We start from the raw sequence: 12,978 nt of genomic DNA, 5'->3' as shown, positions 1-12,978 counted from the left end.
GTTAATTTGGTGATGTGCTAACTATTCTAATAAACCGTCGTTTTTCCATTGTACAATCAGGTCAATCGTACTTTGTGGTAACCTTGTTCCTCCGTTCGGCATCATTCCCGGGCTTCCCTGAGGTCTTGAGATTCTGTCTAATAATCCTCTGAATAGCACTGCGTTTTTGACATTGGCATAAGTAGTTAAGGGCATTGGCGCTCCATTTACAGGAGTGCTTGCATGACACATAATGCAGTTATTGTTGATTATGCCTCGAACAGTTTGTGTGTAAGTAATAGGCTCTGTATTGTTATTGATTTCAGTCAGATCCGATTCGGAATCGGTATCGCAGCCCCAAAACAGAGTTGCTGCAAAAAAATAAAAAAATAAAGTTTTGATTGTCATCTTAGTGCTATTGGCTTATTAAAGTTAGCGATAAAAAAATTAATATTAAAGAAAAAATTAGTTAAATTTGTAAGATAAATTTACAAAACATGCAAAAAAATACATTATTTATAATTGCAATTTTTTTTATTATTACCTGCATTGGTTTGTATTTTTATATCTATAAAAGCCACCGCGATATCAATTCGGAAAAAGAAAGTTTTAAGGTTTCCGCTACTTCAATCTATACTGAGTTCATCAAAAATGAAACCAAATCTAACCAAAAATATCTGGATAAGACAATTGAGGTTTCCGGGAAAATTTCGGGTAGCGATCCTTCTGCAAATGTTATCATTCTTGACGATAAGCTGGTTGCCGTTTTCAAAGATAAGTTCCCAAATGATTTAAAGACTTTAACTGCTGTGAAAATAAAAGGACGGTTTATAGGCTATGACGAATTATTGGATGAATTAAAAATGGATCAGTGCGCCATAGTAAACCCATAAATTTTTCTTATGAAATATTTTTACGTAACTTTAATGATGATTGTTTTGCAGCCTGTATTTTCACAACAGGATATCTTTGATGTAGCCCGAAAAGGAACTGTTGAGGAAATAAAAAACATTATTAAACAAAATCCGGACGCCATTAATTCGGTTAATGAAGGTGGATATTCACCCCTGGTTTTAGCCTGTTACAAAGGAAATATTGCCGTTGCCGATTTTTTGGTTACCAGAGTGAAAGATATTAACGGCACCAGTTCTATGGGAACTCCTTTAATGGCAGCAGTTGTAAAAGGAAATAAAGAAATAGTTAAAATTTTACTGGACCAAAAAGCCAATCCTAATATTGCTGATCCAAGCGGGAATACGGCTTTAATTTATGCAACCCTTTTTAAACATTTTGAAATTGTGGAAATGCTGTTAATAGCTAAAGCGGATATAGCTTTAAAAGATATCAGAGGAAATTCGGCAATGGATTATGCCAAAATGAACAACGATGAAAAATTGATGCAACTTCTAAAAAATTAAATCATGAGAAAAATTACATTTACTATTCTAGGGCTATTGTTTACGGCTAGTGGATTATTTGCCCAAACGTATTCAACAGGTACGGTTCCTTTTTTTGGAGGTGGCGCAACTACGGCCTATTCTGGTAAAATTGATGTCACAGCTGCAACAGTAACCTTAACATTAATTGGGCCTTCTACAAGTTGGCTGGGAATGGGATTTAATACGACAGGAATGGGTACTGTAGGTAGGGACGTCGTTATTTATGACGGTATCAATATGACAGACAGAACATTTGTCGGCGTAGGCTTTGAACCTCCTCTGGATGCAATACAAAACTGGACTATAAGTTCAGATGTGGTAAACACCGGAGTAAGAACCGTTGTCGCTACTAGAGCGCGAAATACCGGTGATTCCAACGATTATGTTTTTCCTGCTGCAGCGCAACCAATTAATGTAGTTTATGCTCGTAGGCTAGGATCGATGGTGGTTGCTTACCACGAATCCGGAAATTGCGGTGCAACAACAGTAAACTTAGCATTGGGTACAGAAGACTTCGCTTTGGCAAAATTCAAAATGTATCCAAATCCAACGATTGGTTATACAACCATTGAATTACCGGAAGGTTTCACAGATGCGAAAGTAGCCGTATATGACTTCTTAGGGCGAATAGTCAAAAAACAATCGGTAAGCAATGCGCAAAACAATATCGATATAACTAATTTACAAAAAGGTTCTTATCTTTTGAAAGTCAGTACAGAGGATGGGTCGGCTGTTAAAACCCTGGTAGTGAATTAATATGAAGAAAATCCTGCTCGCTTTATTATTTCCCCTCTGCGCTTTTGCCCAAGATGATTTATTGTCTAAAATTGACAGTGCTCAAGTGGATACAAAAGTGGAATCGGCTTTCAAATCGATGAAAATAGTCAATATTGAATCGACCAAATTGGCCGCAAGAGGTGATTTGTATTTTGTAGTTGCACATCGTTTTGACTATGTCAACCACGGTTTTGATGATTTCTTTGGTATGGATAATGCCAATACCCAACTTAAGTTTTTATATGGGGTAATAGATTGGTGGACTGTTCATGTGGCCCGAAGCGGATTTCAGGAAACCTATGACGTAGGGGTCAAATATCGCTTGCATTCGCAGGAAAAAAATGGATTCCCTTTTGCAATAGTTGGATTTAACAGTGTTGCTATTAATTCTGAAATGAAGGAGGAAGATTATCCCAAAATGAAATTTTCCAATCGTTTGAGTTATGTAACACAAGTATTGATTTCGAGAAAATTCAATGATAAATTGTCTTTGGAAGTAGCACCCACCTATTTTCATGAAAACACCGTTCGGGATATTCTGGATGAAAATGACGATGCGATTTTGCCGAATCCGCAAGATAACAGTCAGTTTGCGATTGGAGTCGGCGGCAGGTATAAATTTGCGAAACGCTGGTCAGTTAATATGGACTATGCGGCACATCTCAATCGCGCCAGTCAGTCCGTCTATAGAAACCCATTGTCTATTGGTGTCGATTTAGAGACAGGCGGACATGTTTTTCAAATGCATTTTACAAACTCCAGAGCCATGCATGAAACGGGTTATTTAGGCCAAACAACCGGTGATTGGGGTGAAGACGAAATTGCTTTCGGGTTTAATCTGGTACGGGTTTTTTAGAGATTCCGATATAAAAAAAATCCCATTCATGAACGGGATTTTTTTATTTTAATGCCAATTGGATATTGTATTTTTTAGTTCCAAAACTACTTCTTCTGACGTGTAATCAAAAGTTTCCTCATCATGAAAAAGTCCGGTACTTTTATATAAGTGACCTTATGCAAACTTAAGTTTGAGAACGGCTTTAGTTATAATGAAATTAAATTTAATATCATTATCGAATGAGTTTGTTAAGCATTCCATTAAAAATAAATCCGTGAAAGGGCAAAACAGAATACCAATATAATTTACCCCAAATACCTTTAGGTTTGAATGTTGCCGTTTGGTATAAGTTATTATTGATGATTTTGAACTCTAACCAGGCCTGACCCGGCAATTTCATTTCGGCGTATAACAGCAGTTTTCCTTCTTCTTTATTGGAATATAAAACACGCCAAAAATCCAGAACATCTCCCGTATGAATTTCGGTTCTGTTGGTTCGGCCTCTTCTGGAGCCCACACCTCCGTATAACTTATCGATAAAACCTCTTACGTCCCAAAGCCAGTCTGCATAGTACCAACCCGTGTCTCCACCCAATGACCAGATTCGGTTGATGGTGAAATCCATGTTTTCAATTGTTTTTTTTCGGCGGTCAATGTAACAATCTTTTCTGGGAACTTTAATATATTCGGATATACTGGTGCTGAATCGCCCGCTGACAAAGGAATCTTTCCAACTGGAAGCAATTTTGTTCTCATCCACTTTTATCAAAGCTCTGGAGATTGCCTGTTCATAGGACATTGGTGTAATGTGTAAGATTTCATTGATTCTATGATCTCTGCAAATCACTTCCACTTTCATGCTGCTCACCAAGGCAGATGCCAGTTTGTAAGATGTTGAGGTTATAAAATAAAGCCAATATGACGATAATTTCGGTGTCATGACCGGAATGGTAAAAATCCGCCTTTTGAGTTTTCTGGCTTTGGCAAAACCCAATAGCATTTCTTTATACGTTAAAATGTCGGGGCCACCAATATCAAAATTCTGATTATAGGTTAGGGGATTAAGTAACGATTTGATTAAAAACTCGAGTACATCGGTTATTGCAATAGGCTGACATTTTGTATTCAGCCATTTGGGAGCAATCATGATGGGAAGTTTATTGACCAAATCTCGAATGATTTCGAACGAAGCACTTCCGGAACCCACAATGATACTGGCTCTTAAAGTGGTTACAGGAAAGGTTCCGGAATTTAATACTTCTTCCACTTTTTTTCTGGAGGACAAATGTTTTGAAAGCGATTTTTCATTGACAATGCCGCTCAGATAAATCACTTGTTTTGCAGTAGTTTGATTAATCCGTTCTACAAAATGCTCTGCCGAAATACGCTCTAATTCATCAAAATCATCCGAAGCACCCGACATAGAATGAATTAAATAATAAGCGGCATCAATGGTTGTGGGGATATTATATAATGTAGTTTGATCTAAAAAATCGACTTCGATAACTTCGACATTTTTCTGTAATTCTATTGGACAATAAAACCTGTTTTTATCTCTTACACAACAAACAATGTCATGACCCTGCGCTGCTAAAATAGGCAAAAGTCGCTTCCCAATATATCCTGTTGCGCCGGTTAAGAGAATTTTCATGGTTTTAATTTATATATTTAAAGCTTTTAGCTCAATTTATTGGAAACCAAGCTGATAAATTCTTTTCTGGTTTTGTCTTTTTCAAAGGCACCCGTAAATGAAGAAGTGGTGGTTACGGAATTTTGCTTCTGAATGCCACGCATTTGCATGCACATATGTTGCGCTTCAATAACCACAGCAACACCAAGCGGATTTAAAGCATCTTGAATACAATTTTTAATTTCGTCCGTAAGTCTTTCCTGAACCTGCATTCTTCTGGCAAAAGCATCGACTACTCTTGGTATTTTACTCAATCCTACAATTTTTCCGTTCGGGATATATGCAACATGCGCTTTACCAAAAAACGGCAGCATGTGGTGCTCACACATCGAATAGACTTCGATGTCTTTTACGATAATCATTTGTTTGTGTTCTTCGGAGAACATGGCCGATTTTAATATTTCCGATGGGTTCAAATCGTAACCATGGGTTAAAAACTGCATTGCTTTTGCAGTGCGTTCCGGTGTTTTTTGAAGTCCTTCTCGGTTTAAATCTTCGCCCAGATCTTCAATAATGGATTTGTAATTTTTTGATAGAGATTCAATTTTTTCTATATCGTATATTTCAGTTTTTTCGTAGCTTTTCATTTTTTAGGTAATGTTGTTTTATTCTTATTTACATTTTAAAGGTGACCAATCCATAGTCCATTTCGAAAACCTGCCCTGAAATGGATTTGGCATTTTCCGAAATAAGGAAATGCGCCATTTGTGCAACTTCATCTGGCTTTAAATAATTTTTCATCGGATGACGCTCCATCATATTTTCCTTCATTCGGTCGCTTCGCAGGATATTTGCCGAAAGGGATGTTTCCGTAATCGTTGGGGCAATGGCGTTTATTCGGAGAACGGAAGCAAGTTCAGCACCAAGCGATTTTACCAGTCCTTCGACACCTGCTTTGGCTGTGGCAATGCTGGCATGAAACGGCATTCCTAATTTTGCGGCCACGGTGCTAAATAATACAATCGAGGGATTGTTTCCTTTTTTTAATGCCGGTAAATATTTCTGGATGGTTTTTACAGCACCAAGCACATTGATTTCAAAATCATTTTTAAAATCATCAATACTCAAACTCATAATTGGTTTTAAGGTGATGGAACCCGGACAATAAATCAGCGCATCGATGCTTTCTATTTCCGGAAGTTCATCCTGGAGCACATTCAGTGTAAAATGTTTCAGGTTAGGATGCGTAATTTCAGGAGCGGTTCTGCTGATATTGAAAACCGTATTGTATTCGAGTTGCTGCAATAAAATGGCATGCCCTATTCCTTTGCTTCCGCCAATGATTACAATGTTTTTCATATTATCTTTTTGAAATTTTATTTATTATTGATTTGTCTTTGCATCGTACATTTAAAACGTACTTCTTTAAATGCTCGCAACTTTTCATTCTTTGTTTTTTCCTCCGTGAACTCACTTGCACCACATTTTCAAACTCGAAGCCTTCATTGGGATTGCAACAAATTAATTACTTGCTGTTCTTTTAATCCAAAATTCAATAAAATAGCATGGAAAGTGGCTCGATTTTACCAAGTCATTTCTATAACTAATTCTTTATCCAGATCATTAAGCTCTTTGATTCATATTTTTATTGGTATTTCTGATATTGATTGACCACAATTTCGGCTTTCAAATCAAACATCAAATTATACAATCCAAAGAAAGTTCGGTTCATATAGATGAAATGTTTCGAACCACGATTGCCATTCATTTTTCTGAGATTGGTGTCATTGGCAAATCGTTCACCCAATTTGGCGATATTTTCAAAAAATAAGGCATCGGAAAAATCAAATGTCGTCTTCTGAAACGGTTTGGTGAAAAGCGACAATAAATCATAAAACATCTTGGTGAAATATTCGATTTCTTCTTTACTGTCATCCGCTCGCAGGATTTCCAAAGCAAATAATTTCTCGTTGAAGATTTTTTTATTATCGATTACTTTTTTATCAATCAATTCAAAATAGGGGAGGTAGAAATCATCCGGAATTTGTTTCATACAGCCAAAATCCAACGCTACGAGTTCGTTTTTTTCGTTGACCAGAAAATTTCCGGGATGCGGATCAGCATGCACTTTTCTCAGCACATGAATCTGATACATATAAAAATCCCATAAAGCCTGACCGATTGTATTAGCGGTGTTTAAATCGGTGTTTTTATTGGTAAATTCCGAAAGATGGATGCCTTTCATCCAATCCATGGTAATGATTTTATCGGAAGAAAATTCAGGATAATATTCCGGAAAAACCAAATTTGATATTTTTTTGCACGCTTTAACGACTTCCTGGCTCTGTTTCAGTTCCAATAAATAATTGGTTTCTTCGATCAGTTTATCTTCGACTTCCTTAAAGTATTTATCCGAATCTTTTCCCTGAAGGTTAAACATTCGGATCGCGATTGGTTTTACCAAAGCTAAATCCGAAGAAATGCTATTGGCGACCCCAGGATATTGAATTTTTACGGCGAGTTTTTTACCGTCTTTTACCGCCAAATGCACCTGACCAATGCTGGCGGCATTTACTGAATTGGCATTGAACTCATCGAAAATTTCATAAGGTGTTTTTCCGAAATTAGTCTTAAAGGTTTTCAATACTAATGGTGCGGATAATGGCGGGACAGAAAACTGGGACAATGAAAATTTTTCTACATAAGCCTGTGGCAAAAAACTTTTGTCCATGCTTAACATTTGCGCTACTTTCAAAGCACTTCCTTTGAGGCTTTTCAGGCCACCATAAATGTCTTCAGCATTATTCTCGTTGAGTTTGTCTTTGGTGATATCGGGGTTTATTAATTTCTCTCCGTAATATTTCAAATAGTTAACACCCACTTTAGCGCCGGTTTGCATTAATTTACTTGCACGTTCTATTTTTGATGTTGGAATATAATCGATGGTTTTCATGATTTGTTGTGTATTTTTTCTTTAAAAAGGAATTTGCCAAAATCAATCAAACTGTCAATTGGCGTTATATTCATTAATTCGAAAGTAGCTTTTACGGATTTTTCAATAAAGATGTCTGTTTTTTCAAATGCAGGCGACGAATCGTCCAGCCAGAATTTCATAGTCAGTAAAAGCTGTATCCAAAAGGCTTCCTGAATGGCTTTCTCCTGGAAATTTTGGAAACGTTCCTGTTGTGTTCTGAAATCGTCGGTAATTATTTCGGAAGCATATTTTTTGAAACTGTTTCTCAAACCTGAAAGCTGCATCAAATTTTTCAGTTGGTTCTGATGTTCCTTCAAACTCATGACCACATAGCTTCTGTTGGCAGACAATAATTCGAAGAAAGTGAAATAAAAACTCAGCATTTTAGTTTTCATGTCATAATCTTTATAGTCTTTGTTTTTATAGAGTAACTCTACTGTCTTTTCAAAAAAAGTCTTGAAAATTTCCTTATCGATACTTTCGATCGTTCCGAAAAAGCTGTAAAACTCTGTTTCCGAAATGCCATTTAGTTTTGTGAAATTGTAAACTGATTTTGGTTTGTGATTATGCTCCAAGGTATAATTTATATACATAGAGATAATTTTATCTTTTGTAAGTGCTGTTTTTTTAGTTGCCATGTGTATTTCTGATTTAGAGCCTAAAGGTATGTAATGTTTAACGGTTTGTAAATATTGTTAAACAAATTTCACTTTATTTTATGCTTTTGAGAAGCATTTTCTAGAAATGGCAATTTGAAAGTTGATTCAAGCTAAGAAGTGTCGTGATATATTAGAATTGCTGATTAAATTGAATCAACTATTTTAGTTTTACTGAAACATTATATTGTGCGAGTTCGTTTAAAACCTCTTTGGAACTATAATCGAAAGTTTCCTCATTACGTTCTCTTTCTTTTTTTAGCGCCATTTTTTTTAGGCAATTGTAAAAACGTCGCACTTCTTCCATATTTGATATAATTAGTCCCGGAACCAGCACGGAAGTTCCCGCGTCGTTTTTGGCCACCATCGTAAAATAAGAAGAATTACAGTGTTTCACTTTTCCGGTTTGGATATTTTCGGATTCCACACGGATACCAATGACCATAGAAGTATGCCCAACATAATTGACCGAAGCTTTCATTGTAACTAATTCGCCAATTTCAATAGGTTTCAAAAAATCCACCGTATCGACTGATGCAGTTACGCAATACGAACCCGAATATTTAGAGGCACAGGCAAACGCAATCTGATCCATCAGCGACAAAATATAGCCACCATGGATTTTTCCGTTAAAATTAGAATGTGAAGGAAGCATCAATTCTGAAATCGTCACCTTTGATGAGCGTACTGTTTTAAAGTTGGATTCCATTCTTTAGCGGTTGTTAAAATGAGGAGATTGTTCCTTTTCAACATTCGTGACAAAATATTTAGTATCACCCCACCACGAAAAAGTCCGGTATCTTTCTATATAGGTGACTTTCACATACTGGCCTTGAAAATTTTTAAGGTCTTCAATGACTTTTTTGTCCTTGTCCAAAACAGAGAAAGCAAATATTTGTGCCCCGGAAATTCCCTGGCTGACTTCTCCTTCCCAAGTTTTATAGACCATTCCTTTATTGCTGATTTTTATCAGTTCGCCGGAACGGACGCCTTCACTATAAGGAACATAATATAAAAAGGCATAATAGCAAAGTAATAGCAAGAGTAACGCAACGGGAATAATAATTAGAAGTTTTCTCATTTTAGTTGGTTTTTAAAGTTCGGTTTCGTCTATTTCAGCTCTTTTTAAAATATTCTCCGGAAGCGTTTTCTTTGCTTTAGCTCCCATTTTTCTGAGTTTTTCCACACTGGTTATCAGGTTGCCTTTTCCTTCTACTAATTTATTCATAGCCCCCTGATATTCGGTTTTACTTTCGTCTATTTTCTTTCCGATTCTTATTAAATCACTCACAAACCCTTCAAACTTATCATACAATGCTCCCGCCTGACGTGCAATTTCAAAGGCATTTTCCTGTTGCTTCTGATTTGCCCACATACTGTCAATCGTGCGCAAAGTCGCCAAAAGGGTAGAAGGGGTAACAATCACAATATTCTTCTCAAATGCCCTGTTGTATAACGATGTATCTTCATTTAAGGCCATTGCGAAAGCTGGTTCCATCGGAATAAATAAAAGTACAAAATCCGGGCTTTCTATTTGGTATAAATCATGATAGTTTTTATCACCCAATTGTTCCACATGGCGTTTTATGGAATTCACGTGCTCCTTTAAAAAGCCGATTCTTAAAAGGTCGTCTTCTTCGTTAATGTATTTTTCATAGGCGATTAAGGAAACTTTGGAATCGACTATCATCTTTTTTCCGTCAGGCAGATTAATCACCACATCAGGAAAAACACGGTTTCCATCCTCATTGGTGTGGGACTGCTGTACATAGTATTCCCGGTCTTTTTCCAAACCGGATTTCTCCAGGACTCTTTCCAAAACCAATTCTCCCCAATTTCCCTGCATTTTGGTGTCTCCTTTTAATGCTTTGGTCAGGTTGAGTGTTTCCCTGCTCATTTGGAGATTCATTTCTTTCAATCCCAGAATTTGCTGACGCAGCGCCGCATGATAATCTATGCTTTCTTTGTGGGTATCTTCGACTTTTTTCTCGAATAAGTGAATTTTATCCTGCAATGGTGACAGGATATTTTTCATATTTTCCCTGTTCTGTTCGGTAAATTTATTCGATTTTTCTTCCAGTATTTTATTGGCCAGGTTTTCAAATTCTTTGGTAAATTTTTCCTGTAGCTTTTCGACTTCTTCTTTCTGCTCTTTATTGCGTTCCCAAAGATTTTCGAAATCGACTTCCTTTTTCGTCAGTTGAATGTTTAACGCTTCTTTTTCGTTGCGGATGGTTTCTTTTTCAAAATTTGCCTGATGCAGTTGTTTCTCAAAGACGGTTTTGTCCTCGGCCTGTTGTTCTTTCAGATTTTGGAACTGCGCGGTCATACTGAGCAATTTTTCTTCCAATCCAATTTTTTCCGATTGAAACCGGGCCGAAAAAACGAGTTTTCCAACATAAACACCAATGGCAAGCGCAATAAAAAAGACAATTAACAGAGAAAACATTTCAGACATACAGCTAGTTATTTTTGTAGAAAGTAAAAGTAAGGAATATTACGGATTAGTTAATTTGAAATTGAATTTACTTCTGAAAAAGCCGATTTTGTTCTCGCATTTGTTTGATTTTCTGAGTATATTTGAGAGTAGAATTAAACAAGCTATTATGAAAACTACTATTTTGGGGTTGCGAACTGTAATCTATAAAGTGGGCAACATCGCTGAAGCAAAATTATGGTATGCACATCTGTTTCAGACGGAACCTTATTTTGATGAGGTGTATTATGTCGGTTTCAATATTGGAGGTTATGAATTGGGACTGCAGCCTGAAGAAATCCCTGCCATCGAAAAGCAGGAAAGCGTCATGGCCTATTGGGGTGTAGATGATATTGATTCCGAATATGAAAGAATGTTAATCCTGGGTGCCACGGCACATGAGAAACCCCAAAATGTAGGTGGCGATATTATGGTTGCCAGTGTTAAAGATCCATGGGGCAACTGTATTGGTTTAATATACAATCCTGAATTTAAGCTATCTTAAATAAGAATTTTAAATATAAAAAAGCCGATAAGAATAATCCTGTCGGCTTTTTTTAAATGTTGAATTCATTATTCATCAAGTTTCATATTTCCACGGTCTTCACGGTTTTCCGGGTTCGAATTTGGATATCTATTGGCTGTTATATCTGAATTTCTGTCTTTGTTTTCTATTGTTCTTTTTACTTCACCTTCGGATAAATCCCGATTCATGTTTTCATCTTCATTCCAATGATGATGAGGTGGCTCAGGAATATGGACCGGTGTCGTGTCTAAGTCCCGTGCTCTTTGAACGATTATTGGATTTCCGTTTAAGTCAATTTCGACATCCGGTTTTAGAATGGGTCCTGAAGGATTATGCATCGCCGACATGTTGTCTCCACTAAAGCCCTCATTCACATTTTGTTTGTTGTTCATCTTTTTTGAACCTAAATCTTTGCTTTCCATGACATTGTGTTTTTTATTATTTATTCTCCAACTATAATATTACATCTTTTATCTTGAAATATCCAGTCATTTAACATAGCTTTTGGACACTTTACGGAAAGTGGATAACTCTTGTTAAATCTCAGAAAACAAGATTATCTTTGCATTCTAAAGTACGTAAAATGCAACATTCTCATTATATCATTCACAAACCATATGGTTATTTGAGCCAGTTTATTTATGAGTTGAAGCGAAAGAAAAAACTTTTGGGGGAATTGTATGATTTTCCCGCCGGAACCATGGCGATTGGGCGACTTGATGAAGACTCCGAAGGCTTACTTTTATTGACCACCGACGGAAAAGTAAGTGAAATGGTGCGCAGTAAAAAAGTAGATAAGGAATATTACGTACAGGTTGATGGTATTATCACCCAGGAAGCTATTGATAAAATTAAAAAAGGTGTCGAAATTGGTTTTAATGGCACAAAATACATAACCAAACCCTGCGATGCTTTTCTGGTGAAAGAAGTTCCGGCTTTTGGTACCCGGGGAAAAAAAATACGGGATGAGCGTCATGGCCCTACATCCTGGGTTTCTATTACCGTGAATGAAGGGAAGTTTCGCCAAGTGAGGAAAATGACAGCAGCGGTTGGTTTTCCAACACTTCGGTTGATTCGTGTCCGTATTGGGAATGTCTATCTGAAGGATTTGCAAGCTGGGGAAGTGCTTCAGGTTGCCGATTTTCAATTGGACCTATAGTAATAAAATTTATCAAATATAAATATGTTAAACATTGTTTTAGTAGAACCTGAAATTCCAAATAATACCGGAAATATTGGACGACTTTGCGTAGGCACAGGCAATCGCCTGCATCTGATTCATCCTTTCGGGTTTCAGATTACCGATAAAAACCTCAAGCGTTCCGGATTGGATTATTGGGTACATCTTGATTGGAAAGAATATTCGAGCGTCGATGATTGGATGGGGCAAATTCCGGATATTTCCCGTGTGTTCTTGTTCAGTTCTCATAGTGAGACTTCGTATCTGGATGCTAAATTCCAAGACGGGGATTGGTTGGTTTTCGGAAAGGAAAGTGTCGGGTTGAGCGAAGGCATTTTGGCGACATTTTCAAATCATCTTACAATTCCTATTTCACCCTTGGTGCGCAGTTACAATCTGGCAAATGCGGTAGCCTTCGCTATTGGTGAGGCAAAACGACAAATTGAATATGATATTTAAGAGGAAGATTCTCTTTTGCGTATGAAATTTTATATATTTGAGTG

The 12,978-nt window shown here is 36.9% G+C and carries 18 protein-coding genes; 7 read left to right on the top strand and 11 right to left on the bottom strand.

Annotated elements, in window-relative coordinates; genetic code table 11:
- Nucleotides 1-21: 21 nt before the first annotated feature.
- The gene (locus FNW07_RS13045) at nucleotides 22-387 is read right to left on the bottom strand and encodes a hypothetical protein (protein ID WP_126745110.1); all 366 of its coding nucleotides are present in this window, start codon (nucleotides 385-387) and stop codon (nucleotides 22-24) included.
- An 89-nt stretch (nucleotides 388-476) separates the two neighbouring features.
- Between FNW07_RS13045 and FNW07_RS13040 the strand changes: the two genes are divergently transcribed.
- The 4 genes from FNW07_RS13040 to FNW07_RS13025 are packed head-to-tail and all read left to right on the top strand — an operon-like array spanning nucleotide 477 to nucleotide 3,051.
- Nucleotides 477-872, top strand: a complete 396-nt coding sequence (locus tag FNW07_RS13040) for a hypothetical protein (RefSeq protein ID WP_126745109.1) — start codon at nucleotides 477-479, stop codon at nucleotides 870-872.
- A 9-nt stretch (nucleotides 873-881) separates the two neighbouring features.
- Nucleotides 882-1,397 carry an ankyrin repeat domain-containing protein gene (locus FNW07_RS13035; protein ID WP_126745108.1) on the top strand — a complete coding sequence of 172 codons (516 nt, stop codon included), beginning with the start codon at nucleotides 882-884 and terminating at the stop codon, nucleotides 1,395-1,397.
- Between the two features lie 3 nt (nucleotides 1,398-1,400).
- Complete coding sequence (locus FNW07_RS13030; RefSeq protein ID WP_126745107.1) at nucleotides 1,401-2,174, top strand: T9SS type A sorting domain-containing protein; 774 nt, start codon at nucleotides 1,401-1,403, stop codon at nucleotides 2,172-2,174.
- Between the two features lies 1 nt (nucleotide 2,175).
- Nucleotides 2,176-3,051 (top strand): DUF5777 family beta-barrel protein, encoded by an 876-nt coding sequence (locus tag FNW07_RS13025; protein WP_126745106.1) that lies wholly within the window; start codon nucleotides 2,176-2,178, stop codon nucleotides 3,049-3,051.
- Between the two features lie 214 nt (nucleotides 3,052-3,265).
- On the opposite strand, the gene FNW07_RS13020 is transcribed toward FNW07_RS13025, so the two are convergent.
- The 9 genes from FNW07_RS13020 to rmuC all read right to left on the bottom strand — a co-directional run bounded on the left by FNW07_RS13020 (nucleotide 3,266) and on the right by rmuC (nucleotide 10,751).
- Entirely contained in the window at nucleotides 3,266-4,684 is a 1,419-nt protein-coding gene (locus tag FNW07_RS13020) for an SDR family oxidoreductase (protein ID WP_126745105.1), read from the bottom strand.
- Nucleotides 4,685-4,710: 26 nt separating this feature from the next.
- Nucleotides 4,711-5,310, bottom strand: a complete 600-nt coding sequence (folE, locus tag FNW07_RS13015) for a GTP cyclohydrolase I FolE (RefSeq protein ID WP_126745104.1) — start codon at nucleotides 5,308-5,310, stop codon at nucleotides 4,711-4,713.
- Nucleotides 5,311-5,338: 28 nt separating this feature from the next.
- Nucleotides 5,339-6,022, bottom strand: a complete 684-nt coding sequence (locus FNW07_RS13010; RefSeq protein ID WP_126745103.1) for an SDR family NAD(P)-dependent oxidoreductase — start codon at nucleotides 6,020-6,022, stop codon at nucleotides 5,339-5,341.
- 143 nt (nucleotides 6,023-6,165) lie between these two features.
- Entirely contained in the window at nucleotides 6,166-6,219 is a 54-nt protein-coding gene (locus FNW07_RS13990) for a hypothetical protein (protein WP_305069003.1), read from the bottom strand.
- Nucleotides 6,220-6,308: 89 nt separating this feature from the next.
- Complete coding sequence (locus FNW07_RS13000; protein ID WP_126745102.1) at nucleotides 6,309-7,616, bottom strand: AarF/ABC1/UbiB kinase family protein; 1,308 nt, start codon at nucleotides 7,614-7,616, stop codon at nucleotides 6,309-6,311.
- Nucleotides 7,613-8,275, bottom strand: a complete 663-nt coding sequence (locus tag FNW07_RS12995; protein ID WP_126745101.1) for a TetR family transcriptional regulator C-terminal domain-containing protein — start codon at nucleotides 8,273-8,275, stop codon at nucleotides 7,613-7,615. Before FNW07_RS12995 ends, FNW07_RS13000 begins: the two co-directional genes overlap by 4 nt.
- A 178-nt stretch (nucleotides 8,276-8,453) precedes the next feature.
- On the bottom strand, nucleotides 8,454-9,002 hold the full coding sequence (locus FNW07_RS12990; protein ID WP_126745100.1) for an acyl-CoA thioesterase: 549 nt from the start codon (nucleotides 9,000-9,002) through the stop codon (nucleotides 8,454-8,456).
- A gap of 3 nt (nucleotides 9,003-9,005) precedes the next feature.
- Nucleotides 9,006-9,374, bottom strand: a complete 369-nt coding sequence (locus FNW07_RS12985; RefSeq protein ID WP_126745099.1) for a 6-phosphogluconate dehydrogenase — start codon at nucleotides 9,372-9,374, stop codon at nucleotides 9,006-9,008.
- A 12-nt stretch (nucleotides 9,375-9,386) separates the two neighbouring features.
- Nucleotides 9,387-10,751 carry a DNA recombination protein RmuC gene (gene rmuC / locus FNW07_RS12980; RefSeq protein WP_126745098.1) on the bottom strand — a complete coding sequence of 455 codons (1,365 nt, stop codon included), beginning with the start codon at nucleotides 10,749-10,751 and terminating at the stop codon, nucleotides 9,387-9,389.
- 148 nt (nucleotides 10,752-10,899) lie between these two features.
- On the opposite strand from rmuC, the gene FNW07_RS12975 reads away from it, so the two are divergent.
- Nucleotides 10,900-11,274 carry a VOC family protein gene (locus FNW07_RS12975; protein WP_126745097.1) on the top strand — a complete coding sequence of 125 codons (375 nt, stop codon included), beginning with the start codon at nucleotides 10,900-10,902 and terminating at the stop codon, nucleotides 11,272-11,274.
- A gap of 68 nt (nucleotides 11,275-11,342) precedes the next feature.
- On the opposite strand, the gene FNW07_RS12970 is transcribed toward FNW07_RS12975, so the two are convergent.
- The gene (locus FNW07_RS12970) at nucleotides 11,343-11,717 is read right to left on the bottom strand and encodes a hypothetical protein (RefSeq protein ID WP_126745096.1); all 375 of its coding nucleotides are present in this window, start codon (nucleotides 11,715-11,717) and stop codon (nucleotides 11,343-11,345) included.
- 161 nt (nucleotides 11,718-11,878) lie between these two features.
- Here FNW07_RS12970 and FNW07_RS12965 point away from each other — a divergent pair, with 161 nt between their 5' ends.
- Together FNW07_RS12965 and FNW07_RS12960 are read left to right on the top strand one after the other, a co-directional pair.
- Entirely contained in the window at nucleotides 11,879-12,454 is a 576-nt protein-coding gene (locus FNW07_RS12965) for a pseudouridine synthase (RefSeq protein WP_126745095.1), read from the top strand.
- Nucleotides 12,455-12,478: 24 nt separating this feature from the next.
- A complete protein-coding gene (locus FNW07_RS12960) occupies nucleotides 12,479-12,934 on the top strand; it encodes a tRNA (cytidine(34)-2'-O)-methyltransferase (RefSeq protein WP_126745094.1) in 456 nt (151 codons plus the stop codon).
- Nucleotides 12,935-12,978 lie beyond the last annotated feature (44 nt).

The sequence above is a fragment of the Flavobacterium sp. GT3R68 genome (assembly GCF_007109225.1).
Classification (GTDB): Bacteria; Bacteroidota; Bacteroidia; order Flavobacteriales; family Flavobacteriaceae; genus Flavobacterium.
The sequence above is the reverse complement of the archived record's forward strand: the minus strand, read 5'-3'. Positions and strand labels throughout refer to the sequence as shown.

Coding starts and splice junctions, on each gene's coding strand:
- FNW07_RS12990 (WP_126745100.1), bottom strand. CDS start 9,002: ATGGAATCCAACTTTAAAACAGTACGCTCATCAAAGGTGACGATTTCA.
- FNW07_RS13045 (WP_126745110.1), bottom strand. CDS start 387: ATGACAATCAAAACTTTATTTTTTTATTTTTTTGCAGCAACTCTGTTT.
- FNW07_RS13030 (WP_126745107.1), top strand. CDS start 1,401: ATGAGAAAAATTACATTTACTATTCTAGGGCTATTGTTTACGGCTAGT.
- folE (WP_126745104.1), bottom strand. CDS start 5,310: ATGAAAAGCTACGAAAAAACTGAAATATACGATATAGAAAAAATTGAA.
- FNW07_RS13000 (WP_126745102.1), bottom strand. CDS start 7,616: ATGAAAACCATCGATTATATTCCAACATCAAAAATAGAACGTGCAAGT.
- FNW07_RS12995 (WP_126745101.1), bottom strand. CDS start 8,275: ATGGCAACTAAAAAAACAGCACTTACAAAAGATAAAATTATCTCTATG.
- FNW07_RS12985 (WP_126745099.1), bottom strand. CDS start 9,374: ATGAGAAAACTTCTAATTATTATTCCCGTTGCGTTACTCTTGCTATTA.
- FNW07_RS12970 (WP_126745096.1), bottom strand. CDS start 11,717: ATGGAAAGCAAAGATTTAGGTTCAAAAAAGATGAACAACAAACAAAAT.
- FNW07_RS12965 (WP_126745095.1), top strand. CDS start 11,879: ATGCAACATTCTCATTATATCATTCACAAACCATATGGTTATTTGAGC.
- FNW07_RS13025 (WP_126745106.1), top strand. CDS start 2,176: ATGAAGAAAATCCTGCTCGCTTTATTATTTCCCCTCTGCGCTTTTGCC.
- FNW07_RS12960 (WP_126745094.1), top strand. CDS start 12,479: ATGTTAAACATTGTTTTAGTAGAACCTGAAATTCCAAATAATACCGGA.
- FNW07_RS13020 (WP_126745105.1), bottom strand. CDS start 4,684: ATGAAAATTCTCTTAACCGGCGCAACAGGATATATTGGGAAGCGACTT.
- rmuC (WP_126745098.1), bottom strand. CDS start 10,751: ATGTCTGAAATGTTTTCTCTGTTAATTGTCTTTTTTATTGCGCTTGCC.
- FNW07_RS13035 (WP_126745108.1), top strand. CDS start 882: ATGAAATATTTTTACGTAACTTTAATGATGATTGTTTTGCAGCCTGTA.
- FNW07_RS13040 (WP_126745109.1), top strand. CDS start 477: ATGCAAAAAAATACATTATTTATAATTGCAATTTTTTTTATTATTACC.
- FNW07_RS13010 (WP_126745103.1), bottom strand. CDS start 6,022: ATGAAAAACATTGTAATCATTGGCGGAAGCAAAGGAATAGGGCATGCC.
- FNW07_RS12975 (WP_126745097.1), top strand. CDS start 10,900: ATGAAAACTACTATTTTGGGGTTGCGAACTGTAATCTATAAAGTGGGC.